The organism is Pantoea sp. (assembly GCF_028283705.1).
Lineage (GTDB): Bacteria > Pseudomonadota > Gammaproteobacteria > Enterobacterales > Enterobacteriaceae > Pantoea.
In genome coordinates, this window is sequence record NZ_JAPWKD010000022.1 from 95,596 (window position 1) to 119,690 (window position 24,095).

Sequence of the window (24,095 nt, forward strand, 5' to 3'; positions counted from 1 at the left end):
GCGGCTTCTCTTAATGACTCGTTGGTAACATCGGGCGCGGACGGCGCACCAATGCAACCCCCGCACCCACCAGCGCGCCGATGACGCCCCACATGATCATCATAAACGCCCGACGTGGACTACTACGTGTCACCGGTTCCTCCGGTGTACGCAGGTAACGATAAGTCTGGAACTGCTTATCCAGCTGGGGCCCGGCCTGCAACGTCGCCAGCATCACCCTGTTTTGATCATAGCTTAAATCGTAGGCAGGTCCGCTTGCCTGCAGAGTATCAAGCTGGGCCTGCAGCATTTGCTGCCCTAGCAGGAAGCGGTCACTGTCCGGCAGGTTCCCGCTATTCGCAACCGCGCGGTTTTCTTTGATACCCTGCTCGCTGGCGATTTTCAACGCCTGCCCGATACGCTGACGCTGACGTTCGAATACCGCCTGCGCCACATCTTCCTGACGTTTCACCTGCGCCTTTAACTGCTCGCTACGCGCCTGCCAGGCTCCCTGCAACTCCTCATCAAGATGGCGTGCTGCCCGTTCGCTGGCGTAAGCAATGTACTGACGCAGCAGATTATTGGCATCGCTGGCGCTTTCGGCATTCAGTTTAATGTTATCCAGAGTGTTATGCGCCGGGTCAGCTGGCGTGAACTGGATATTGGTGATCATCTCGTCAAGCAACGCCGCATCGTTGCGGGTATTGCCACTTTTGCGGCTTTTATAGTAGTCAGTCTGTAACCAGAACTCGCGACGCGTATCCCATGAAGCCAGTTGCATGGTGAACTCCTGATACACTTCGTCCATCACCGTGGGTGCGGGGGTGTTCAGGTTCAGCGTAGTGTTACGCGCATCAAGGTTATTGATAAATTGCTGCTGGACGAAATAATCGCCCAGCATGTTGACCGTGGGTCGATCGGTCATCGCCGTGGTGCTCCATACCTGTTTCATCAGCATGGAAGCCAGCCATGCCAGCAGTGCAAACAGCAGCGCCAGACCCATAATCCAGCGTTTGCCGCGCCACAGTGCACAGCACAGGCCGCGAATATCCAGTTCGTTCTCCGCAACGACAGAGGTCATAACAAGGAATCCTTATTCGGGTTCTTAGTAATTATTTTTTAACTTCGCTCGCGCTCTGCCAGCGGCGTTTGATACGGCGAACTTTACGCGCGACGCGCCAGGCGTGTTTCAGGCAATAGCCGTAGAAACAAAACGCCACCAGAAATAGCAACAACATCACCCACTCCGGGATGAAGGCCAGATACTCACCCAATACCCCGATACCCGCAAGGATCGCCGCCGCAGTGGTAATCAACAGGAATGCCTGCCGCGAAGTAAAGCCCGCGCGCATAATCAGATGATGGATGTGCTGGCGGTCGGCAGAAAACGGACTCATCCCCTTACGCAGACGGCGATACATGATGGCAACCATATCCATCAGCGGGATGGCAATCAGCCATAGCGCCGTCACGGGCGTAATCGGGTGACTCAGACCCTGCGTGGTTTCCAGTAAGATCCAGATGATGGTGAAACCGATCATGGTGCTACCGGCATCACCCATAAACACTTTGTAGCGCCGTCCGAGGAAACCGAGGTTAAGCAGAATATAGGGGATGGTGGCGGCAATCATGGCGAAGCACCACATCGCCAGGCTGCTCTGACCGTCAAAGTATAGAATGATGCCCATCGCACCAAAGGTGACGCAGGATAAGCCCCCCAGCAAACCATCGATACCATCAACCATATTGAAGGCGTTGATCGCCGCCCAGACGGCAAACAGCGTCAGCACGTAGCCAAACGGGCCAACAATCAACTCGAACGGTCCAATGATAAAACCGAGACTGAGTAAATAGAGTTTGGCCCCCACCATCATCACGACGGCAATGGCAGCCTGCACCCCGGCACGAATCTTCACGCTGATGTCGAAGCGATCATCCAGTGCCCCCACAAACACCAACACACCGGCGCAGCTGAGATACAGCAAAGCATGGGGAAGATAGTAGTTGGAAATGATAAAAGCGAAGCAGATCCCCGCGTAGACGGAGATACCCCCGACAAGCGGAATGGCACCATGGTGACGTTTTCTGGAGTTGGGTGTGTCAACCAGCCCAATCTTTTTAGCCGCTTTACGAGCAAAAAACAGGAACGCTAAGGAAAACAGAAAAACTATACCAAGTTCAGTACTCATAGTGAGTAAATTCACATTAACGCTCTCAGCTAAAATCGTGGACAACAATAAGCAATTTTTTCGCCTTTGCCGTTCATCCCGAGTCCTAATTCCGCCTCAGAAGTGTGCGTTTGATTAAAAAATAATCACTTCTGCCACAGTCATTATAAATACTCCCGACAGGCCTAATCCTAATGCCCGAAAATGAAAAACGCCACGTTAAGACGTGGCGTTAGTGATAAATCCTGGCAAATTGTGCGGAAAGAACGGCTGAGGCGCTCTCCGCACCCAACGCGTCAGGAACGCTTCATCATATCGAAGAATTCGTCGTTGGTTTTGGTCATCGCCAGTTTGTTGATGAGGAACTCCATCGCATCGATTTCACCCATCGGATGGATGATTTTGCGCAGGATCCACATCTTCTGCAGTTCTTCAGAAGAAGTCAGCAGCTCTTCTTTACGCGTACCGGAGCGGTTGTAGTCAATCGCCGGGAACACACGTTTTTCCGCAATCTTACGGGAAAGGTGCAGTTCCATGTTACCCGTACCTTTAAATTCTTCGTAGATGACTTCGTCCATCTTCGAACCGGTATCAACCAGCGCAGTCGCGATGATGGTCAGGCTGCCGCCCTCTTCCACGTTACGTGCCGCACCGAAGAAACGCTTCGGACGATGCAGGGCGTTGGCATCCACACCACCGGTCAACACTTTACCGGAGGCCGGAACAACGGTGTTGTAGGCACGCGCCAGACGGGTGATGGAGTCGAGCAGGATGATCACGTCTTTTTTGTGCTCAACCAGGCGCTTGGCCTTCTCAATCACCATTTCCGCAACCTGCACGTGACGGGAAGCCGGTTCGTCAAAGGTCGATGCGATAACTTCGCCTTTCACCAGACGCTGCATCTCGGTCACTTCTTCCGGACGTTCGTCAATCAGCAGCACCATCAGCACGCAATCCGGGTGATTGTAAGCGATGCTCTGTGCGATGTTCTGCAGCAGCATGGTTTTACCGGCTTTCGGCGGTGCAACGATCAGACCACGCTGGCCACGGCCAATCGGTGAAGCCAGATCCAGCACACGTGCGGTCAGGTCTTCAGTTGAGCCATTACCCCGCTCCATACGCAGACGGCTGTTTGCGTGCAGCGGCGTGAGGTTTTCGAACAGAATCTTACTACGGGCGTTTTCCGGCTTATCGTAGTTAACTTCATTAACCTTCAGCAGGGCAAAATAACGCTCACCTTCTTTCGGCGGACGGATTTTACCGGAGATGGTGTCACCTGTGCGGAGGTTGAAGCGGCGGATTTGGCTGGGAGAAACGTAGATATCGTCGGGACCGGCGAGGTAGGAGCTGTCTGCAGAGCGGAGGAAACCAAATCCATCCTGCAGTATCTCCAGCACACCATCACCGAAGATGTCTTCACCACTCTTGGCGTGCTGCTTCAGAATGGCGAAAATAATATCCTGCTTGCGCATACGCGCCAGGTTTTCCAGCCCCATATTTTCGCCGAGAGTAATCAGCTCAGAAACCGGCGTATTCTTTAATTCGGTAAGATTCATATGATGGGTTCTTAAACTCGGGGTAATTCTCGAAATGTTTGTCGTGAATGGTATGGCGAATATTCCATGCCTGTTTAATGGCTCTTTATTCGACTCTGCTCGACGGATATCGTCAGGGATGGCGATAAGGGAGCGAGGAGACGGTCGATAATGTTGCCAGGGGTACTAGCCGTCAGATTGCCAAACCACGAAAACGTTCAATGCGAATAGGGTCTGACAAAGGAAATCTTTAGATGCAAACTACAAGGTAAGTGCGTAATGCAGTATTGACAACTTATCACGCTAAAACGGAGACGTCCAGCAGTGGAGAAAAAATTCACCACTGCGGACGAAACACCGCGCTGGGCTTAGCCCAGGTTAGCGTTCAGGAACTCTTTCAGCTGGCCTTTTGACAGTGCGCCAACTTTGGTAGCCGCCACCTCGCCGTTCTTAAACAGCAGCAGGGTCGGAATGCCGCGAATGCCATACTTCGGCGCGGTGCCCGGGTTGTCGTCAATGTTCAACTTGGCGATGGTGAGCTTACCGTCGTACTCTTCTGCGACTTCATCAAGGATCGGCGCGATCATTTTGCAAGGACCACACCATTCAGCCCAGAAATCTACCAGTGTCACACCGTCTGCTTTCAGCACGTCAGTGTCGAAACTGTCATCGGTCAGGTGAACGATTTTATCGCTGCTCATGTTTTACTCCACAAGATTATGCCTGGCGAATTGGCGTAAAATTTACCAACGTAGGTTGACTTTATTTCATCGGATACGCTTTCGTAAAGCGATAGTAAGCTGATATTCTACCACACTATGAGCAAAACACACTTAACAGAACAGAAGTTTTCCGACTTCGCCCTGCACCCAAAGGTAGTGGAAGCCCTTGATAAAAAAGGCTTTCATAACTGCACGCCCATTCAGGCGCTCGCGTTGCCTCTTACGCTTTCAGGGCGTGACGTCGCGGGTCAGGCGCAAACCGGTACCGGCAAAACGATGGCGTTTCTGACGTCAACGTTTCATCATCTTCTTACTCATCCTGCCGCTGAAGGCCGCCAGGTTAATCAGCCGCGCGCGTTGATCATGGCGCCGACGCGTGAACTCGCAGTGCAGATCCATGCTGATGCAGAACCGCTGGCAGCAGCCACCGGCCTGAAGCTGGGTCTTGCCTATGGTGGCGACGGTTACGATAAACAGCTGAAAGTGCTGGAACAGGGCGTGGATATTCTGGTGGGAACCACCGGACGCCTGATTGATTACGCCAAACAGAACCACATCAATCTGGGCGCGATTCAGGTGGTGGTACTGGATGAAGCCGACCGTATGTTCGATCTCGGTTTTATCAAAGACATCCGCTGGGTGTTCCGCCGTATTCCTCCTGCGACACAGCGTCTGAGCATGCTGTTCTCCGCCACGTTGTCGTACCGTGTGCGCGAACTGGCGTTCGAACATATGAACAACGCTGAATACGTGGAAGTGGAACCGGAGCAGAAAACCGGCCATCGCATCAAAGAAGAGCTTTTCTATCCTTCTAACGAAGAGAAAATGCGTCTGCTGCAGACCCTGCTGGAAGAAGAGTGGCCAGATCGCGCCATCGTCTTCGCCAACACCAAGCATCGTTGTGAAGACATCTGGGGCCACCTGGCTGCCGATGGTCATCGCGTCGGTTTGCTGACCGGTGATGTGGCACAGAAAAAACGTCTGCGCATTCTCGACGATTTCACCAAAGGTGACGTTGATATCCTGGTGGCAACCGATGTCGCCGCGCGTGGTCTGCATATTCCTGCGGTTACCCACGTGTTTAACTACGATTTGCCCGACGATCGTGAAGATTACGTGCACCGCATTGGCCGTACTGGCCGCGCGGGTGCCAGCGGTCACTCCATCAGCCTGGCGTGTGAAGAGTATGCACTGAACCTGCCAGCCATTGAGGAGTATATCGGTCACGGTATTCCGGTGAGCAAATACAACAGCGAAGCACTGCTGAGTGACCTGCCGCCGCCGAAACGTTTGACCCGTAACCGCTCTGGCAATGGCCCGCGTCGTGGTGGCAACAATGCCAACCGTCGCAGTGGCGCACCGCGTAATAACAACCGTAAACGTTCGGGTTAAGCACACCATGCTAAGCGCATCGTCACTTTATGCTGCGATTGATCTGGGTTCCAACAGCTTTCATATGTTGGTGGTGCGCGAAGTCTCAGGCAGCATTCAGACGGTCGCGCGTATTAAACGCAAAGTGCGTCTGGCTGCCGGTCTGGACAAAGAGAGCCAGCTCTCAGCAGAAGCGATGCAGCGCGGCTGGCAGTGCCTGAAACTTTTCTCCGAACAGCTGCAGGATATTCCTGCTGAGCAGATCCGCGTGGTCGCGACTGCCACGCTGCGTCTTGCCGCGAACGCGCAGGATTTTCTTGCCACCGCAGAGCAGATTCTTGGTTGCCCGGTCAATGTGATCAGCGGCGAAGAAGAAGCCCGACTGATTTATCAGGGCGTGGCGCATACCACCGGCGGTTCCGATCAACGTCTGGTGGTGGACATTGGCGGCGGCAGTACCGAACTGGTCACCGGTGAGGGCTCCCATGCCACCACGCTGTTTAGTCTGTCGATGGGTTGCGTAACCTGGCTGGAGCGCTACTTCAGCGATCGTCATCTGGCAAAGGAGAATTTCGCCCAGGCCGAGCAGGCTGCACGCGAAATGATTCGTCCGGTGGTGGCGTCTCTGCGGGAAAAAGGCTGGCAGATTTGTGTGGGTGCCTCGGGCACCGTGCAGGCGTTACAGGAAATTATGGTGGCGCAGGGGATGGATGAACGTATCACCCTGAGCAAACTGCAACAGCTGAAACAGCGCGCCATTCAGTGCGGCAAGCTGGAAGAGCTGGAAATTGAGGGACTGACGCTGGAACGCGCGTTGGTTTTCCCCAGCGGCCTGTCGATCCTGATTGCTATCTTTCAGGAACTCGGTATCGAAAGCATGACACTGGCCGGTGGCGCACTGCGCGAGGGCCTGGTCTATGGCATGCTTCATTTGCCGATTGATCGCGATATCCGCAGCCGTACCCTGCAAAACGTGCAGCGTCGTTTTGCCATCGATGTTGATCAGGCCGAACGTGTCCGGCAATTAGCGGAAAGTTTTATTCGCCAGGTAAGTACCAGCTGGAAACTGGATCATCGATGTCGCGATCTCCTTCTCAGTGCCTGTTCTATCCATGAAATTGGCCTGAGCGTCGATTTCCGCCAGGCTTCACAGCACGCCGCTTACCTGATTCGCCACCTCGATCTTCCCGGTTTTACCCCCGCCCAGAAAAAACTACTGGCCTGCCTGTTACAGAACCAGAGCGGCAGCATTGATCTCGCGCTACTGACGCAGCAAAATGCTGTGCCACCGCGCCTGGCTGAGCGTCTGTGCCGTTTGTTACGTCTGGCGATTATCTTCTCCAGCCGTCGTCGCGATGACACCTTACCGGCGGTACGCTTGCAGGCGGATGATGATGCGTTGCACCTGACGCTGCCAGCAGGCTGGCTGCAGGCGCATCCGTTAAGGGCGGAGTTGCTGGAGCAGGAGAGTCATTATCAGTCGTATGTACATTGGTTATTAACCCTGTCCTGATCTACCCGTAGCGACGCGATTTATCGCGTCGCGGCATTATGACCCCTTCTTCGCGTTCTCCAGCATCGCCCGTAACCCGGCGACACGCGTCTGCCCGGTTTTCATCCGTTCCTCGGCGCTGACCACTTTTTTCTCGCGTTCCCACACCACATCATCCTGCGGCAATTCCAGCAGAAAACGGCTCGGCTCCGGGCGTACCAGCTCGCCATACTGACGTCGCTCGCGGCACAACGTGAAGGTCAGCTCCTTCTGCGCACGGGTAATCCCCACGTACGCCAGACGACGCTCCTCCTCGATATTGTTTTCATCGATGCTGCTCTGGTGCGGCAACAAACCTTCCTCCATCCCCACCAGATAGACATAAGGGAACTCCAGCCCTTTCGAGGCATGCAGCGTCATCAGCTGTACCTGATCGACATCCTCGTCGCTCTCCCCACGTTCCATCATGTCGCGCAGGGTAAAGCGTGTGACCACCTGCGCCAGCGTCATTGGCTCATCCAGCTCGCTTCCTTCCAGCATTTCCGTCATCCACTGGAACAGCATATTGACGTTTTTCATGCGCATTTCAGCCGCCTTCGGGCTGGGTGAGGTTTCAAACAGCCAGCTTTCGTAGTCGATGCCGCGAATCAGGTCACGAACCGCATTCACCGGCTCGCGCTCCGTTAGTTGAATCACCTCATTCAGCCAGCCGGTAAAACGTTGCAGATGCTCCAGACCGCGCCCGCTCAGGGTTTGCCCCAACCCCATATCGAAGCTGGCATTGAACATACTCTTATTACGCAGCGTGGCCCACTCGCCGAGTTTTTGCAGGGTAGCCGGTCCGATCTCGCGGCGCGGCGTATTCACAATTCGCTGAAAGGCACTGTCATCTTCGGGGTTGGTCAGTACACGCAGGTAGGCCAGCAGATCTTTAATCTCCGGTCGCGAGAAGAACGAGGTGCCGCCCGAAATTCGATAGGGAATACGGTTCTGCATCAGCTGCTTCTCGAAAACCCGCGACTGATGGTTGCCGCGGTAGAGAATGGCGTAATCCTTGTATTGCGTCTTATTGATAAAGTGATGCGCAATCAACTCTCCTGCGACGCGCTCCGCCTCATGATCTTCATGATTGGCCATCAACACTTTCAGCTCGCTACCGACACCCAGCTCGGAGAACAGGCGCTTCTCAAACACATGTGGATTGTTGGCAATCAGGATATTGGCGGCTTTGAGGATGCGCTGTGAGGAACGGTAATTCTGCTCCAGCTTCACCACCTCCAGTGCCGGAAAATCTTCTTTCAGCAGCACCAGGTTTTGCGGACGCGCACCACGCCAGGAATAGATCGACTGATCATCATCGCCCACCACGGTAAAACGCGCCCGTGCGCCCACCAGCAGTTTGACCAATTCGTACTGGCTGGTGTTGGTGTCCTGATATTCATCCACCAGCAGGTAACGAATGCGCTGCTGCCAGCGCTCGCGGACTTCCTGATTACGTTTCAGCAGCAGCGTCGGCAGCAGGATTAAATCGTCAAAATCCAGCACGTTACAGGCTTTCAGGTGTTGATCGTACAGCTGGTAGCAGTGGGCAAAAATCTGGTCACGTTGTGACTTCGCCAGCCCCACCGCGCCCTGTGGATCCACCAGGTCATTTTTCCAGTTGGAAATGGTGGAAATCAGTTGCTGCAACAGCGTCTTGTCTTCTTCCAGCCATTGTTTGGTCAGGTCTTTCAGCAGCGCCAGCTGATCCTGATCGTCAAACAACGAAAAGGTGGATTTCATGCCCAGCGCGGCATATTCGCGCTTAATGATTTCCAGCCCCAGGGTATGGAAGGTGGAGATCATCAGGCCGCGCGCCTCTTTGCGCCCCAGCGTCTGTGCCACACGTTCCTTCATCTCGCGCGAGGCCTTGTTGGTAAAGGTCACGGCGGCGATGTGACGCGCCTGGTAGCCGCACTCGCGGATCAGATGGGCAATTTTATTGGTGATTACACGGGTTTTACCCGAGCCAGCACCGGCCAGCACCAGGCAGGGACCGGTGACAAATTCGACAGCACGTTGTTGGCCGGGGTTTAAACGCATAGCGGAATTTCACTCAGTTAAATCAGAAGGAGGCGGGTATAATGCGCGACGATTATACACAACTGAGACCGAATCATGGCGAAAACTGCGGCGGCTTTACACATCCTGGTGAAGGATGAAGCACAGGCAAAAGCGCTGCTGGCCCAGCTGGAAAAAGGCGCGAATTTCCAGCAGCTGGCAAAAAAACACTCCACCTGCCCCTCCGGGCGTAACGGCGGCGATTTGGGCGAGTTCCGCAAAGGCCAGATGGTGCCAGCCTTTGATAAGGCGGTGTTCAGCTGCCCGTTACTGCAACCTTACGGACCGGTGAAAACCGCCTTTGGTTACCACATCATCAAGGTACTGTGGCGTAACTGATCATTTCTTCTGCTTCATCTGCTGCAACACCTTGCTGCATTGATTACTATCAGTGTCGCTCGGCGAAACCAGTGCCAGCAGTGCCGCAGCCGGTGCCAGCACGGTACCCAGCGCCACGGCAGCGGCACCACGGGCAATCAACGGCCCGGCTTTCACCCCGGCGTCGGGGCTTTTAAAGGTGCCGCGCACGTAAAGCGGTGAACGCAGCGTAATGATGCGCACGCCTTTACTTTCGGGGTCGATGGTTAAATCAAGACGTTCATTGGCGAAGTTGGCGCTGCCCGACACATTAATCACCGCGTTCTCAGTATCAAACACAAACAGCTGTGGCGTCGCCAGCCCATTGCGGATGTTGAGATTAGTGGCGGCGCAGTTGATACGCACCTCATCATCGCCAAAAATCTTACCAACCACATAGTTGCCGACATTCAGCCCGGCGATCTCCATCAGGCTACGGCTGATCAGCCCGTCGTTCATCAGCAGCTTCAGCTCACCGTTGCTGGTTGCCAGCAAATCCGCCACCGAATTACCGGTGCCGCTCAGCGTCGCGTCACCATTTAGCTGACCCAGGCTTTTCTGCATCGCCTGCACGCCAGGAAATAGCTGACGCAGCATCAGTTTGCGTACATGCAAATCCGCACGACCGCGCATCGGCGTGCGATCACCCTCCAGATGGATGGTGGCGTTGAGCGTCCCTCCCGCCATACCAAAACGCAGCGGATCGAGACGTAAATCGCCGTTATTCAGCTGTAAATGGGTATAAAGATCGCTTAACGGCAGCGAATTGCTGTGTTCGATACGTTTGCCGCTGAATTTCACATCGGCATCCATCGCGTTCCAGCTTTTGGTCGCAAACTTATCGTGCGGCAGCACGCGATCGGCGGGTTGCGTAGAGGCTTCGCCACGCTGCGCTTTCGCCTGTTGCGTTTTCTCGCTGCCCTTACCGGAGTCGACGCCAATCAGCGGCCCCAGGTCAGCCATGCGCAGCTGATTTGAGGACAGTTCGCCGGTCAGCATCGGACGCGGTTTTTGCTGGCGATAAACCAGCGATCCATGAATATCGCTGTCACCGATATGGCCGTTAAAGTTTTCATAGCGGAATGATGGCCCTTTGTCCTCGTTGAAGCGCGCGATCAGGTGCCCATCGGTTTCATACGGCGGCGTATCCGGCAACAACACGCCGGTTAAACCATACAAATTCGCCAGCGTGTCGCCCGCGAAGCGCAGGCGCACATCCAGCCCGCCGAGATTGAGCGGGTCCTGCAAAGTGCCATCAACGCGCACCCGCGTGGTGCCATTACGCACATCAACCTGCAACGGGAAAGGCGTGGTCTGGCTGCGCAGCGACAACATGCCACCGATTTTGCCTTCACCATCGAGGCGTTGATTGTTGTAAGTGCCGCTGGCTTTCCAGCCAAACACAAAGTCACCCGCGCCCTGCTGCTTATCATTGCCGCCCGCCACCTGCGCGTAAGGCACCGGTTTGCCCAGCGGATTGATGGTGACGCTGACATCGGCTTTGTTAATGGCATCGAGATAGCGGATCTGCCCCTGATCAAACAGAATATTATCGAGGCGGAACGACCACGCTGAAGGCGCAGCACTGGCATCGCTGGTTTGGCTGCTGGCGAGGTTGAAAGTCCAGTTGTTTTGTTTGTCGGCGGTTTGTACCAGGCGGGCATCGGGTTGTTGCAGCTTGATCCACGGCAGATAAACCTGCTTATGCAGCAACGCCAGCGGCGCTAAGGTCGCTTCGGCCCGCTGTAAATGCACCATGGTGACATCCGCAATCGCCGGGGGATTGCCCAGCATAATGTCATCGGCATGGACCTGCGGCCATGGCACCCAGCTGCGCCAGCCTGGTTCTGCGCGATTGCGCACCCAGCTGACACCTAAATCGCCGCGAATGGCGAAAGGTCGATTCAGTTCTGCCGAGACTTTCTGGTTGATGGTTGGCTTCAGGCGGTTCCAGTCAAAGGTTGCAATCACAACCACGACCACCACAACCAGCAACAAAAAAATCCCGATAACCCAGCTCAGGACTTTTCCTGTTCGAGACATGCTGCTTCCTCCTTGCCCTTCCACGTCTCATTTAAAGATAGTCGAGACGTTAAAGAACGGCATCAGGGAAGCGCTAAGGCCATGTTTTCCAGTTCGCTAAACGGAACCGGGCGGGAGAAGAAATAACCTTGTGCTGCCAGCGCTGGAGAGCTGCGCACCTGCTGCCACTCTTCCTCGGTTTCCACACCCTCGACGATGACGCCGTTGCAATAACGATTGATCAGCGCCAGCAACATGGAAAACAGCGTGCGCCCTTCTTCGGTGGAACGCAGCAGAATAAACAGCTCACGCGATAGCTTGATATAGTCGTAACGCAGTTCAGTCAGTGCTGAAAAGTTCGCCATGCCGGAGCCGAAATCATCCAGCCACAGCGGGCCAAGTTCTGGCATCTGCGCGATCATCTCTTCCTGTGGCAACACATGGTGTTCGGTGAGTTCAAAACGTACCCATGGCAGTTGGGCAATCAGGCTGCGAATCTGCGGATGTTGCTGAATCGCCAGCAGCGTCGGGCCATCAATATTGACCGATGCCACCAGCTGACGTTGACAAAACAGCACCGACCACTGCATCAGCAGCTCAAGCTGTTCCTGTACCACATCGAGACGCTGCGCAATATCCAGCGCGTCAAAATAAATTTCCGGCGAAAGCCTTTTTTCTGGTGCGGATGGGTGCGTCACCGCAGTCAGTAATTCAATAGCCAGCAAGCGGCCTGAGACCTGGTAGATCGGCTGGAAAGTATAGAATCGTTGGCACTGCTGCCAGAAGAGACGCGTTTCCTGTTGTTGCTCCAGTTCAATTGAAGAAGGCAGCCGATGACTTAATTTCTTCATCACCATGGTTTTTTCCTGGTAGGTGGTGAGTGCCTGCAAATAGCATCTCAGCGGCAATTATCGGCTATCACCTGGATAACTTTATCAACCGAGCAGCCACACGAGCTCTTGAGTGTAACAGCGCATGTCGCGCTTAATCGGTAAAACAAACCACGGTTTGACCGCTAAATCACCGCTGAAGCACCACTTTTCTGCCTTAAGTGGAATTAAAACACCGTTTTGAAAAACATTGACGACTGCCATACCAGACGCGAGACTAGAGGCAGAATTCACTACAGGCCGAAGACCATGACGCAGAAGAAAATCGCCATCATTGGCGAATGCATGATTGAGCTGTCCGAAAAAGGTGAGAACATCAAACGCGGTTTTGGCGGCGATACGCTGAACACCGCGGTATATCTGGCGCGCCAGTCTGCCTCAGAGCAGCTGCGCGTGGATTACGTTACCGCACTCGGCACCGACAGCTTCAGTGACCAGATGATTGCCGCCTGGCAACAGGAACAGGTGCAGACCGATTTAATCCAGCGGCTCGACAATAAAATGCCCGGCCTGTACTTCATCGAAACCGATGAACACGGCGAGCGTACCTTCTGGTACTGGCGCAGCGATGCCGCCGCACGCTACTGGCTCGATAGCCCGCAATCTGAAGCGATTTGCCAGCAGCTGGCACATTACGATTATCTCTATCTGAGCGGCATCAGTCTGGCGATTTTACCCGCTGCCAGCCGCGAGAAGTTAATGGCACTGCTTAGTGCCTGTCGCCGCAACGGCGGCAAAGTCATTTTCGATAATAACTATCGTCCGCGCCTGTGGGCAGATAAGGCCAACGCGCAGCAGGCCTATGCCGCCATGCTGCAAAACACCGATATCGCCTTCCTGACACTGGATGATGAGCATCTGCTGTGGGGCGAGCAGCCGCTGGAAACAGTGATTGCCCGCACACGTACGGCGGGTGTCGCGGAAATTATCATCAAACGCGGAGCGGAATCCTGCCTGGTGGCGGTGGGTGATGCGCCGCTGGTCGATGTGCCCGCCATTAAACTGGCGAAAGAAAAAGTGATCGATACCACTGCCGCCGGGGATTCATTCAGCGCAGGGTATCTGGCGCTGCGCCTGCAGGGTGCCGATCCAGATGCCGCTGCTGCACGCGGTCACCTTACCGCCAGCACGGTGATTCAGCATCGTGGCGCAATTATCCCACTGAGTGCCATGCCGCAGTAACAGGACCACGCCCTGCCAGTCAGGGCGTTTTTTCGCCAGCCAATCATCATTCCGGCTAACAACACCGGCCTGAAAATTTCCCTTAAATCCACATTTATCACGGTAAATTTTGCTTATTACCTGATGCAATCCAAAACCCCTCCAGAACGGGTAACAGCACTTTAGCCACACTTAAGATATAATTTTAAATTCAATGAGTTATGGCAACAAAAATGTGCGCCAGGTATTGTCCGAATCTCTGCTAATCGCCGGTTTTCGGCTGGACGATCGCCGCAAAAAAGACCATGTTTTAATCAACAGCAGGAGGCTGTTGATCCGGCCGCGACAACAAGAAAGACAACATAACTCGCTCAGGACTGATTTATGCACACAGAAATTATTAATATCTGGCCGCACGGTGATGCCCCGGGTGCCAGCGACTCACGCGCACAGCCGCAAATTGTCGATCTCGCCAAAGAATATGAACCCTACGATCGCGCCGCCACGGGTGTACGCTGCCCGGAAATGGCGATCTGGCATCCACAGGACTCCAACGGCATCACGCTGCTGGTCGCCCCGGGTGGTGGTTATCAGCGGGTACTCATCGATCGGGAAGGCAGCGCACTGGCAACCTTCTTCACCTCGATGGGATATACGCTGGCGGTGATGACCTACCGTTTACCCTATGACGGCCATCATGAAGGCCCGGACGCCCCACTGGCAGATGCGCAACGGGCGGTACGAGTATTGCGCGAACGCGCGCAGCGTGGGATGAACGGCAAATATATTGTGATGATGGGCTTCTCCGCAGGCGGACATGTCGCCGCCAGCCTCGGCACGCGGTTCGCCGAGAAAATCTATCCAGTGCAGGATCAGGCGGATAGCTTTTCCCCTCGGCCCGACGCGATGGTGCTGATTTACCCAGTGATCAGCATGCGTGATGGTCTGGCACACGAAAGTTCGCGCACCCGCCTGCTGGGCGCCTGGCCGGATCAGAAAACCATTGAGGCTTATTCGCTGGAAACCCGGGTGCATAACCAGACGCCACCGACGTTACTGATCCACGCGGCGGACGATGAGACAGTATCGGTCAATAACAGCATGGTGTTCTTTAGCGCGCTGCGCGAAAACCAGGTTCCGGCAGAAATTCATTTCTATCAGAAAGGCGGCCACGGATTTGGCATCCGTGGCGTCGCCGATTTGCCGTTAGCCAGCTGGCCGATGCTGGTGACCGAGTGGCTGCGGGCCAAAACCTGACGCTTAAGACGACGGCGGAGCCAGCTCGCTACCGCTGGCATTGCCGTCGTTTTTGCCATCATCCGGCGTGGCTGGCGTCACAGGGGTCGCTGGCGGGGCCATCACTTTATCCCAGCCTTCCTGCAACATCTTCACATTGGTCTCCGCTTCACCTTCCGGCTGAATCAGCACCATGGTCAGCTCCTGCGACAGTTGCTGACGCAATTCCTGATTGAGCTGGTCACGGGTTAAACCGCCGAGAAATGCCTGGCGCAGCTTCTGATACTGCTCTGGCGCGATATCTACCACCGCATTTTGCTGCGAGCGCAGACGCTGTCCCATCAGAATATCCGTGTCGGTGCGTGCATAGGTAGCGAACAGCTTGTTTAGCTCCAGCAGTTTCTGCGCCATCAGCGCATCAAACTCATCCTGCGGTAAGCCTTTATCACGTACCGCCGCCAGCTCTTTCGCCACCAGATTCATATTCTGTTGCAGCGAGGCGTTAGGGCTATCCATGTTGATGGCGCACTGTGCACGCTGATACAGCACACGGCAATCAAAGCCGACCTGCACGCTTTGCGCTTTGCTATCGCCCAGCGCACGCTGCACATGCCAGAACAACGCCTCACGCGCCAGGTCGCTCTGCCAGTAATGTTCCAGGTTTTGCGAATCCCGAATTGGCTGCCACGCGGTGTCCCACACCAGCGATAAGCGATCCTGACTCATCCCACCGTTCACCAGGTTCACCGGCTGATGCGGCAACGGCGACAGCGTCGGCATCGCCGCCGGTGACAGCCGTTTGCCCTGCAGGGACGAGAACGCTTTATTAATCTGCTCCGCCAGGCCGCGGCTATCGACATTACCGACCACGTACAGCGTCATAGCATCGGGCGTGTACCACTGTTGATAAAACGTTTTCAGCTGCGCAATATCCACCGGCGCACGCGGCTGCTGGCCGGGGTCGTGCGCCAACAGCGCGGAGCCTTTCAGACGATAGCGCCACCAGACATCCTGGGTATTGGGTGGCCAGGTGGCGATGGGATCGGACGCGCTCAGAGCGCTTGCCACCACTTGTTCATTCAGCGTCATTTTGCCTGCGGTTGCCGACAGCCAGCTTAGCGCTTCTTTCAGCAGTTCCGGCCGGTTATTGGGCAGGCTCAGATTATATTGGGTGAAATCATACGACGAAATCGCCGGTGGCAATGGACGATGGGGATCCATCGCCTGCTGCCACAGCGCGCGTTGCTGATTGGTGTCGAGCGCGGTGTTATGTACCAACGCCAGACGTGGTAACAAATGGCTGAAACCGGTTTGCTGTGCACTCTCCACCAGCGAACCGGTATTAACGATCAGGCGTAGCTCAATACGGTCACTGGGGCGCTGCGGCGTAGTCAGCAGCTGCCAGCTAAAACCATTGTCCAGTTTGCCTTCCTGCCAGGCGGGATCAGGCTGGAGCGTTTCGGCGTGTACGCTGAAACCGGATGCCGCCAGCAGCCATCCGCCAACCAAAAGCCGAATTCTGGTGCCCTGCATGTGAACCCCTATCAAACAGATCAACACTCGTTATCACGGCACGTTCGGTCGCACTTAACAGCGACCGGTGCGGCAATTTGCCGCCACGTTTATTCTTCAACTGACTCTTTGACCACAAGATGGCCAGGAAGTCGCGCAACGAGGTGAAAAACCGGGAAAAAAATCAATGGGGTTTATTATGCAAATGCCCGCTGTGAGGGCAAGTCACAGCGGGCATTTCCCGGCAAATTAACGCAATTGCTGCTTTACAGTGAAGATTCTGGTGCGTTTTTTACCTTTTTCGCTGAAGAAAGCGTCTCCTGCAATTGCTGCTCATCCAGCTGACCGACCCACTTCGCCACCACCACCGTCGCCACACCATTACCGACGAGGTTAGTTAATGCACGCGCTTCGGACATAAAACGGTCAATGCCAAGAATCAACGCCAGACCAGCCACCGGCAGATGTCCCACCGCCGACAAGGTGGCGGCCAGCACGATAAAGCCACTACCGGTCACACCCGCTGCCCCTTTCGATGACAGTAGCAGCACCACCAGCAGGGTGATCTGATGAAAGACGTCCATATGCGCGTTGGTCGCCTGGGCGATAAACACTGCGGCCATCGTCAGATAAATCGAGGTGCCATCGAGGTTAAACGAGTAACCCGTTGGGATCACCAGCCCCACCACCGACTTCTTACAACCGAGGCGCTCCATCTTATCCAGCATACGCGGCAGCGCGGATTCTGAAGAGGAGGTGCCCAGCACGATCAGCAACTCTTCTTTGATGTAAGCCACGAATTTAAAGATGTTGAAACCGGCAACGCGGGCAATCAGCCCCAGCACCACCACCACGAACAAAATACAGGTGATATAGAAGCAAATAATCAGCTGGCCGAGCTGCACCAGTGAGCCGACACCGTATTTACCGATGGTGAACGCCATGGCACCAAAAGCACCAATCGGAGCCAGACGCATAATCATATTGATGATGCCGAAGATGGTTTTAGAGAAGCTTTCGATCACGTTAAAAATCAGCGTGCCTTTATCACCGAGGCGATGCAGGGCAAAACCGAATAAAATCGCGAACAACAGCACCTGCAGGATGTTGCCGCTGGCAAAGGCACCGATCACGCTGTTCGGGATCACATCCAGCAGGAAGGCAACCACACCCTGCTGTTCCGCCTGCTGGGCATAAACGGCAACCGCTTTAGCGTCCAGCGTGGCAGGGTCAATGTTCATTCCCGCGCCCGGCTGAATCACGTTGACCACAATCAGGCCGATAATCAGTGCGATGGTACTGACAATTTCAAAATAGAGCAGCGCAACCGCGCCAGTCCGCCCAACTGCTTTCATGCTCTCCATGCCGGCAATACCGGTCACCACCGTACAGAAAATCACGGGGGCGATGATCATCTTGATCAACTTAACAAAGCCATCTCCGAGCGGCTTCATCTGCGCGCCTAACTCAGGATAAAAATGGCCTAACAGAACGCCGATGCCAATGGCAACCAGCACCTGAAAATAGAGGCTTTTAAACAGCGAGGTTTTCATAACAGGTGTCCAGTGAAGACGGATTTCACCGTCATTTATTTAATAATTTGATGAGGTCGTTGCGGGATCCGGGAAGACCCTGCCGACCTCAGGGAAAATAACATCCGGTTAACAGGATTAATATAGGGTTACATTCCTTACAAAAGTTACAAAACTCTAACTATGAACTGAAACGCTTCAGCAAGCGAGTATTGTGCAATTTCGCAAGGAAAATCAATAAATCAGGTGATTATTCGGTGGGTGATAGCTTGTCAAGCCAGCGTTGATTGAAGACATTGAGTGGCAGTGCCTCGGCATAGAGATAGCCCTGACCAATGGTGATACCACGTGCCAGCAGCCAGTCACGTTGTTCGGCGGTTTCCACCCCTTCGGCAATAACATCCAGATGGATAATGTCCGCGATGGCGGCCACGATACGCACCATGGTGTCATCATCCGGCAGGACGGCGACAAAGCTGCGATCCATCTTTAACTTATTGACCGGCAAAGCCTTAAACTGGTGCAGATAGTTGAGGTTGGAGTAGCCCATCCCGAAATCATCCAGTGCCACAGCCACCCCGGTCTGCTGCAGCATGCGCAGCAACGCCATCGCCTGTTCAGCATCGCCAATCTGCGCGGTTTCGGTAATTTCCAGCACAAAGTTGCCCGGCGTAATACGATGACGCGCCAGCAACCCCTGCAAATGACTGACCACGCTGGGATCGCGCAGTTGCACCGCCGAGATATTGACGCTGAGCGGGATATTAATGCCCTGCTTCTGCCACGCGGCGATAATGCGACAGGATTCTTCAAACACCCAGCGACCAATGGACGCAATCACACCAATCTCCTCGGCGCTGGCGATAAACTCTTCCGACAACCCCCAGCTGCCATCTGGCTGACGCATGCGCAACAGCGCTTCCGCTCCGGCCAGTTCCCCGGTCGCCATATTGATTTGCGGCTGCAGATACAGCGCAAATTCTTCATCCTGTAACCCCTGCAAAATGTCATGCTCCTGGGTTAAGCGTTTCTGCGCCCGCTCAGTCAGCGCCGGGTCGAAGAACAGGATCTGGTTTTTACCCTGATGGCGCGCCGACATCATCGCGGAAGTGGCACGATCAAGTTGTTCACTGGCGGTAATGGGCGTGTCGTCATGCAACGCGAGACCGATGCTGGCATTAGGCCGCAGCTGCAATTGTTGCAGATTGACCGGCTGGTTGATGCGCAACATCAGATTGCGCGCCAGTCGCATCGATCGGAAGGGATTGTGCGCGCGCTTCATCAGCAGCGCGAAGTCGCTGGGTCCGGTTTGTGCCAGCAGCGTATGATCATCGATAGTGCTGCGGATTTTCTCCACCAGCGTCAGCATCAGGATGTCGCGCTGCTCATCGCTCAACACTCCGTTCGCATCCTGCAAGGTTTCGATGCGGATCACCATCACCCCCCAGGGGTTATGACGATGAGGATGGCTGAGGTGCTGATCGAGCAGGGCCAGAAACAGCGCGCGATTCGGCAAATCAGTGACGGCAAAGTGCGTCGTCAGTCGGCTCATTTCATCGTGAATCGACTCCAGTACTTGCTGGTTGCGATTATAACTGCGAATCAACATACCAATTTCGTCGTCGCGATGGTTGTTGGGCAGCGGCAACTTATGCGTCAGGATTGACTGCGGCGGCAGCTCCTGCAAATCACGCGAAATATTACGTAGCGGGTGCACTACCAGCCGGTTGATACACCAGCTGATGGATACCGACAAAATCAGTGCCAGCAGCAGATAGGTGGTGATCATCGTTGCCAGGGTACTGAGGATGAACTGATATACCCGGGATGAATCAGCCTGTAATACCAGATAGGCAATCGGCTTCGGCAGCCCAGTCCGTTCTACCGAATACAGTGGCAGCGTAATTTGTACTGGCAATTCAAACAAACGCGCCACCAGTCGTGGTATCGGCTTCTCCACCTCAAAATCCGCGTGCAGCGTCTGAAACGCATTGGGCAGCACCACATCGGCACGTGACAGAATGCCGGCGGGTTTCAGGGTATTAAGAATGCGTTCGGCCTGGGGAATATCGGCTTTTAACACCGCTTCGGACAGCGGCTGACGCACGGTATGCGCCACGTTCTCCATCTGCTGGGCGTAGTCAATCCTGCGCTGCTGCACAAAATGAAATAACTGGATGACGATAAAGATACAGATAGTAACCAACGCCACGGTGGAGACTGTGGCCATCTGCTTAATCGTTAAAGAACGACTGACGCGCAACAAAATCTCTCCTGGCAACTCTTAGCCGTGTTATCAGACAGGAAAATGCGTAGCAAGTATATCCCAGATCACGGTTTTTTTTCGCCGGGAGAAAGTCGCAAAATCGGCTGGCGAGGGGATAAAAGACATTATTCGGATTAATTAACGTACCGGCACAACAAGCGCGATAAATCGCGCTTGTTGTCGTTATATATTTATTGCGGGTATGCCACCCAATCGCCGCCATTAAGACGAATCCAGGGTTTGCCCTGATACATCATCACCACCGCATTATCGTTTTCCGATACCACCGGCGTTTGCGGCAGATTATCAGTCAGCGCTGACATATTCACATTCGGCGCATTAAATACCTGGCCATCCACTACGCGAGAAATAAGCTCCGAAAGCGCCAGCATGCTGGTGGGCGTATTGATGGTCAGGGGCTGGCCCTGATGCGGTGCTTTCATCCCCACAAAGCTGATCCCCACTGGCACATGGGTAATGGCTGGGCTGGGGATATCGCGCAAACCGGACATCTGCATTTTATCGCCCTGCAAGGCGGCACCGTGCTCCGGTACCACCAGCACCATCACGCGCCGTCCGGATTTCTCCAGATTGGTCAGGAAGGTGTCGAGCTGGTCAAACAATACTTTGGCGCGCGGTTGCCAGGGCGCGGTACGGGGGCTGCCCAGTTCGCGCGTGCCATCATGCAGCGGGATCAGGTTATAGAAGGTGGCGCTGCGCGCATCGTTACTCTTGCTGCGTTGATCCAGCCAGCGCTGCATCAGCTGACCATCATTAAACACCGTTGAGCCGTCAAACGAGGTCAGCTCCGGTGCGATGCCATTTTGCGACATCAGCGGAGCCTGCATATCGCCATAATCACGCAGCTCTTGCAGATAGTTACCGAACACGCCGGTATGGTCCATCATCAGTTCTTGTTTGAAACCGAGTTTTGCCAGGTTATCAAACAGGTAACAGCGCTGATCGGTGGCTTTATACAGATTGCTGTGTGAGGTCTGTCCGCAACTGGCACGCAGCAAACGAATTCCCGCCGGGCCGCTATAGCCGGTAGCCGAGTTGTAGTTATCCAGCATAATGTCGAAATGGTGCCACAGCGGATGATTGCGCAGCTGAGCCACATCCAGATCGGACCACGACAGCGAACAAATGTTGATCACCAGAATATCGAACGGTTGTGAGTCAGCAGGCAGGCTGTCCGGGAAATGGGTGACGCGCTGACGTTCGCTGTCGTAGAAACGATTGAGCCAGGCGGTAAGATTGGCACTGGTCGGCGGCGCAGATTGATCGAGCGCATCCGGGGTTTTACCCCCAGCAGCGGGTGGGTTATTCAGCACCACTTCTGGCGTGGCCGCTTTACCGGGCAGCAGATTGAAAGAGGGGCCGGCAATGTTGATCACGTTCAGCCAAATCAGCGCCACCGCCACCAGCACCGTGATGCGAATCCATTGGGCTACAAACAGATACAACACCAGCAGCACAAAAGCCGCGCCAATCATCTCCCAATTGATAAAGCGATCGAGCAGATCAAGCAGGTAAGCGGTGGAAAACCCCGCAACCTGATCGCCCTGGCTAAGAATCGAACTCAGACCCGGCAGCCAGGTATCGTGCCAAAACAGGCCAAAACCAATGGGTATCGACACCCAGTTGCGCAGCCGGTGCCAGCGCAGCGACGATAGCGGAAACAGCAGCCAGGCGAGAAACACCAGGTTGCTCAGCGCATGAAAGTTCAGGTAGCCATACCACAGCAGACCAAACTTAAGCAGAAAATAGAAATTCCAGCCGCCAAGTCCACGCCACCAGCCGCTTGCCAAAGATTTTTTATCACTCATTACGGTTTGGTATCCGTTTTCGTCGTATTCCGTTGCCAGACCCCTTCCGATTTGAGTGCACGAGCAGGCAGCAGGCGCATCAGCAGGCTATTGCTGCTGCGCGGCAGCCAGCGGGCCAACAGGGATTTAAGAAAGAGCAGAATTAATAACAGCAGGATGATGACCTGCACCCAGTCCATTAGTGTCATCAGCGCGGCACTCCCTCAATATTCAGGCTAATCGGCTGGGGAACCTGCGCCGCGCGTGTATGGGGCGCAGAGGGGGACGGATCCGGGTTTACGGCCACCGGCACGGCAGGCAGATCATACTGCGTCACCGGCGTCAGCTGCCGCATTTTGTGGACTTCCGACACAATCTGGTTGTCCTCAAACCACACCATACGGTTGCTGAACAACTCGTCATGGGGCAGCGAAAAAATAGATTTCAGCGCAATATCCAAATCATTAAAGCGACAGGAAGAAAGAAACAGGTAAATACGATCCTCACGCTGCGTCACCAGATCGCCAAAGCGACGTGGTTTGCACAGGGTCAGGACCTGTTCCGGCTTCAGCTGTGGCACCGGACGTAACGCCACCATCAAACCTTTATCATTTTCCGGCAGCAGCGTATTTTTCATCAGTTTCTGCACCGCGCTGCAAAAACCCTCCAGCGGCAGATAACCGCGTTGCTGCAACGGCTGCAACGCCTGCATCAGCGCCGGGAGATCTGCCGGGACATGGCGTGTAAATTGCTGGCCCTGAATCCCTTCCAGCGTGGTGAGAAAACGCGACAGGGTTGCCGCTGTCGGCACAATGGCATTGATGCCGCACGCCAGCAGCAGGCGTTCATCGCTGTAGCGCAGGCTGGTATTCATCTCGCGCACCACAATTTTCAGTGCGTTACCGCGTGAACGACGCAAACTATGGACCATCTTCGCCAGCGCATTGATGTCGTGGTTATTGGCGAGGCTGAAGATCACCGTGGCTGCATTGGCCTGCTGTGCACGGGTATACACCCCATCATTATTGCTAAACAATCGCCACTGCGCGGACAGCGGTGGCGCACCTTCCAGCACGCTTTCCTCGGCGAGAAATTGATTCTCATCATTGAGGCTCAGCGGAATATTTTGTTCTGCCTCGCTGGCAGCAATAAACTGCTGGTCGATAAAACTGAGCCGGATAGCGCGGTCAGCTAACAAACGATCGGCGGAATACCACCAGTTAATTCGATATTGCCAGCTATCCTGTTCATACTCTAAATGGGCTACACCATCAATCTGACGAAAATAACGCTGCAAATGATTGCGCAGGTTAATTATTGATGTACCGGAAGTTATTACCAGCAACGTCATTTGTTTTTCCATTAACAGACGACGCATACGTTTCAGCCAGATCGTCAACTCCTCGGACGATAATTTTTCCCACTGCGCGGTATTACTAAAAAACAGCAGCAGCCCGTTTTTTCTATTCAACACACGCGCAAAATCATTGGCCAATTGTAACAGGCTGGATTTATTCGACGGCAGCGAAAATAACGGAATACGTGCCGGTCCGCTTTGCGGCTCCGGGGTCAGCAAGGCGCGGGGTTTCTCACCCGAGCTTATCAGGGTTACCGTCTGCTGGTGACTAACCACCTGACGTAGCAACGATCGCGCATCTTCTGGCCTTTGACAGGTTATCCAGTAAAGCCCTGGCGTTTGCAGCGTAATTAATTCCTGCTGAACCTGTTGCAGGCCGAGCGCATAGAGATTTTTCATATTTGATTCGCGATCTGTACAATCCAGGCTAGTTTATTATAGACGGCAGCGATTGGAACTGTTGAAATAAAAAATAAGCGCACTAACTCAAATCACATTGATCTGTGTGGGTGTTTAACGTTTTTGTCAACGCTAAACTTATCTCAAATAAATATAACCATTTTTCATCCGTTGTCGTTTTTCCGGTG

Annotated in this window: 18 protein-coding genes; 5 read left to right on the plus strand and 13 right to left on the minus strand. The window is 54.4% G+C overall.

Translation table 11 applies throughout. The features are described from left to right. Nucleotides 1-10: 10 nt before the first annotated feature. The 4 genes from wzzE to trxA all read right to left on the minus strand — a co-directional run bounded on the left by wzzE (nucleotide 11) and on the right by trxA (nucleotide 4,383). Complete coding sequence (gene wzzE, locus PW844_RS19535; protein ID WP_299455427.1) at nucleotides 11-1,060, minus strand: ECA polysaccharide chain length modulation protein; 1,050 nt, start codon at nucleotides 1,058-1,060, stop codon at nucleotides 11-13. Nucleotides 1,061-1,091: 31 nt separating this feature from the next. Further along, entirely contained in the window at nucleotides 1,092-2,168 is a 1,077-nt protein-coding gene (wecA, locus tag PW844_RS19540; RefSeq protein WP_299455429.1) for a UDP-N-acetylglucosamine--undecaprenyl-phosphate N-acetylglucosaminephosphotransferase, read from the minus strand. Between the two features lie 275 nt (nucleotides 2,169-2,443). After that, nucleotides 2,444-3,703 (minus strand): transcription termination factor Rho, encoded by a 1,260-nt coding sequence (rho, locus tag PW844_RS19545; protein ID WP_013507337.1) that lies wholly within the window; start codon nucleotides 3,701-3,703, stop codon nucleotides 2,444-2,446. 347 nt (nucleotides 3,704-4,050) lie between these two features. After that, complete coding sequence (gene trxA / locus PW844_RS19550) at nucleotides 4,051-4,383, minus strand: thioredoxin TrxA (protein ID WP_021183775.1); 333 nt, start codon at nucleotides 4,381-4,383, stop codon at nucleotides 4,051-4,053. Between the two features lie 117 nt (nucleotides 4,384-4,500). Here trxA and rhlB point away from each other — a divergent pair, with 117 nt between their 5' ends. Together rhlB and ppx are read left to right on the plus strand one after the other, a co-directional pair. After that, on the plus strand, nucleotides 4,501-5,796 hold the full coding sequence (gene rhlB / locus PW844_RS19555; RefSeq protein ID WP_084871699.1) for an ATP-dependent RNA helicase RhlB: 1,296 nt from the start codon (nucleotides 4,501-4,503) through the stop codon (nucleotides 5,794-5,796). Between the two features lie 7 nt (nucleotides 5,797-5,803). After that, nucleotides 5,804-7,288, plus strand: coding sequence for an exopolyphosphatase (gene ppx, locus PW844_RS19560; RefSeq protein ID WP_299455795.1), 1,485 nt, complete (start codon nucleotides 5,804-5,806; stop codon nucleotides 7,286-7,288). Between the two features lie 36 nt (nucleotides 7,289-7,324). Here ppx and rep read toward each other — a convergent pair whose 3' ends face one another. Next, nucleotides 7,325-9,349, minus strand: a complete 2,025-nt coding sequence (rep, locus tag PW844_RS19565; protein ID WP_299455439.1) for a DNA helicase Rep — start codon at nucleotides 9,347-9,349, stop codon at nucleotides 7,325-7,327. Nucleotides 9,350-9,424: 75 nt separating this feature from the next. Between rep and ppiC the strand changes: the two genes are divergently transcribed. Further along, a complete protein-coding gene (ppiC, locus tag PW844_RS19570; RefSeq protein WP_084871696.1) occupies nucleotides 9,425-9,706 on the plus strand; it encodes a peptidylprolyl isomerase PpiC in 282 nt (93 codons plus the stop codon). On the opposite strand, the gene PW844_RS19575 is transcribed toward ppiC, so the two are convergent. Both PW844_RS19575 and pdeH read right to left on the minus strand, forming a co-directional pair. Beyond that, on the minus strand, nucleotides 9,707-11,767 hold the full coding sequence (locus PW844_RS19575) for an AsmA family protein (RefSeq protein WP_299455441.1): 2,061 nt from the start codon (nucleotides 11,765-11,767) through the stop codon (nucleotides 9,707-9,709). A gap of 62 nt (nucleotides 11,768-11,829) precedes the next feature. Continuing rightward, nucleotides 11,830-12,603: a cyclic-guanylate-specific phosphodiesterase gene (pdeH, locus tag PW844_RS19580; protein WP_299455443.1), complete on the minus strand. Its 774-nt coding sequence runs from the start codon at nucleotides 12,601-12,603 to the stop codon at nucleotides 11,830-11,832. Nucleotides 12,604-12,885: 282 nt separating this feature from the next. On the opposite strand from pdeH, the gene PW844_RS19585 reads away from it, so the two are divergent. Beyond that, nucleotides 12,886-13,818 (plus strand): sugar kinase, encoded by a 933-nt coding sequence (locus PW844_RS19585; protein WP_299455445.1) that lies wholly within the window; start codon nucleotides 12,886-12,888, stop codon nucleotides 13,816-13,818. A 363-nt stretch (nucleotides 13,819-14,181) separates the two neighbouring features. Beyond that, nucleotides 14,182-15,054 (plus strand): alpha/beta hydrolase, encoded by an 873-nt coding sequence (locus PW844_RS19590; protein WP_299455447.1) that lies wholly within the window; start codon nucleotides 14,182-14,184, stop codon nucleotides 15,052-15,054. A 3-nt stretch (nucleotides 15,055-15,057) separates the two neighbouring features. Here the strand turns inward: PW844_RS19590 and PW844_RS19595 are convergent, their stop codons facing one another. The 6 genes from PW844_RS19595 to bcsE all read right to left on the minus strand — a co-directional run bounded on the left by PW844_RS19595 (nucleotide 15,058) and on the right by bcsE (nucleotide 23,907). After that, on the minus strand, nucleotides 15,058-16,566 hold the full coding sequence (locus tag PW844_RS19595; protein WP_299455449.1) for a pitrilysin family protein: 1,509 nt from the start codon (nucleotides 16,564-16,566) through the stop codon (nucleotides 15,058-15,060). Between the two features lie 245 nt (nucleotides 16,567-16,811). Beyond that, complete coding sequence (locus tag PW844_RS19600) at nucleotides 16,812-18,098, minus strand: dicarboxylate/amino acid:cation symporter (protein ID WP_299455451.1); 1,287 nt, start codon at nucleotides 18,096-18,098, stop codon at nucleotides 16,812-16,814. Between the two features lie 229 nt (nucleotides 18,099-18,327). Beyond that, nucleotides 18,328-20,340: a biofilm formation regulator HmsP gene (hmsP, locus tag PW844_RS19605; RefSeq protein WP_299455797.1), complete on the minus strand. Its 2,013-nt coding sequence runs from the start codon at nucleotides 20,338-20,340 to the stop codon at nucleotides 18,328-18,330. A gap of 194 nt (nucleotides 20,341-20,534) precedes the next feature. Next, entirely contained in the window at nucleotides 20,535-22,172 is a 1,638-nt protein-coding gene (bcsG, locus tag PW844_RS19610; protein ID WP_299455452.1) for a cellulose biosynthesis protein BcsG, read from the minus strand. Continuing rightward, on the minus strand, nucleotides 22,172-22,360 hold the full coding sequence (gene bcsF / locus PW844_RS19615; RefSeq protein WP_084871687.1) for a cellulose biosynthesis protein BcsF: 189 nt from the start codon (nucleotides 22,358-22,360) through the stop codon (nucleotides 22,172-22,174). The genes bcsG and bcsF overlap by 1 nt, the downstream gene beginning before the upstream one ends. Beyond that, nucleotides 22,360-23,907 carry a cellulose biosynthesis protein BcsE gene (gene bcsE, locus PW844_RS19620; RefSeq protein WP_299455455.1) on the minus strand — a complete coding sequence of 516 codons (1,548 nt, stop codon included), beginning with the start codon at nucleotides 23,905-23,907 and terminating at the stop codon, nucleotides 22,360-22,362. The genes bcsF and bcsE overlap by 1 nt, the downstream gene beginning before the upstream one ends. Between the last annotated feature and the right edge of the window lie 188 nt (nucleotides 23,908-24,095).

Excerpts from the sequence above, each read along its gene's own strand:
- wzzE (WP_299455427.1), bottom strand. The coding sequence starts at position 1,060 with ATGACCTCTGTCGTTGCGGAGAACGAACTGGATATTCGCGGCCTGTGC.
- wecA (WP_299455429.1), bottom strand. The coding sequence starts at position 2,168 with ATGAGTACTGAACTTGGTATAGTTTTTCTGTTTTCCTTAGCGTTCCTG.
- rho (WP_013507337.1), bottom strand. The coding sequence starts at position 3,703 with ATGAATCTTACCGAATTAAAGAATACGCCGGTTTCTGAGCTGATTACT.
- trxA (WP_021183775.1), bottom strand. The coding sequence starts at position 4,383 with ATGAGCAGCGATAAAATCGTTCACCTGACCGATGACAGTTTCGACACT.
- rhlB (WP_084871699.1), top strand. The coding sequence starts at position 4,501 with ATGAGCAAAACACACTTAACAGAACAGAAGTTTTCCGACTTCGCCCTG.
- ppx (WP_299455795.1), top strand. The coding sequence starts at position 5,804 with ATGCTAAGCGCATCGTCACTTTATGCTGCGATTGATCTGGGTTCCAAC.
- rep (WP_299455439.1), bottom strand. The coding sequence starts at position 9,349 with ATGCGTTTAAACCCCGGCCAACAACGTGCTGTCGAATTTGTCACCGGT.
- ppiC (WP_084871696.1), top strand. The coding sequence starts at position 9,425 with ATGGCGAAAACTGCGGCGGCTTTACACATCCTGGTGAAGGATGAAGCA.
- PW844_RS19575 (WP_299455441.1), bottom strand. The coding sequence starts at position 11,767 with ATGTCTCGAACAGGAAAAGTCCTGAGCTGGGTTATCGGGATTTTTTTG.
- pdeH (WP_299455443.1), bottom strand. The coding sequence starts at position 12,603 with ATGGTGATGAAGAAATTAAGTCATCGGCTGCCTTCTTCAATTGAACTG.
- PW844_RS19585 (WP_299455445.1), top strand. The coding sequence starts at position 12,886 with ATGACGCAGAAGAAAATCGCCATCATTGGCGAATGCATGATTGAGCTG.
- PW844_RS19590 (WP_299455447.1), top strand. The coding sequence starts at position 14,182 with ATGCACACAGAAATTATTAATATCTGGCCGCACGGTGATGCCCCGGGT.
- PW844_RS19595 (WP_299455449.1), bottom strand. The coding sequence starts at position 16,566 with ATGCAGGGCACCAGAATTCGGCTTTTGGTTGGCGGATGGCTGCTGGCG.
- PW844_RS19600 (WP_299455451.1), bottom strand. The coding sequence starts at position 18,098 with ATGAAAACCTCGCTGTTTAAAAGCCTCTATTTTCAGGTGCTGGTTGCC.
- bcsG (WP_299455452.1), bottom strand. The coding sequence starts at position 22,172 with ATGAGTGATAAAAAATCTTTGGCAAGCGGCTGGTGGCGTGGACTTGGC.
- bcsF (WP_084871687.1), bottom strand. The coding sequence starts at position 22,360 with ATGACACTAATGGACTGGGTGCAGGTCATCATCCTGCTGTTATTAATT.
- bcsE (WP_299455455.1), bottom strand. The coding sequence starts at position 23,907 with ATGAAAAATCTCTATGCGCTCGGCCTGCAACAGGTTCAGCAGGAATTA.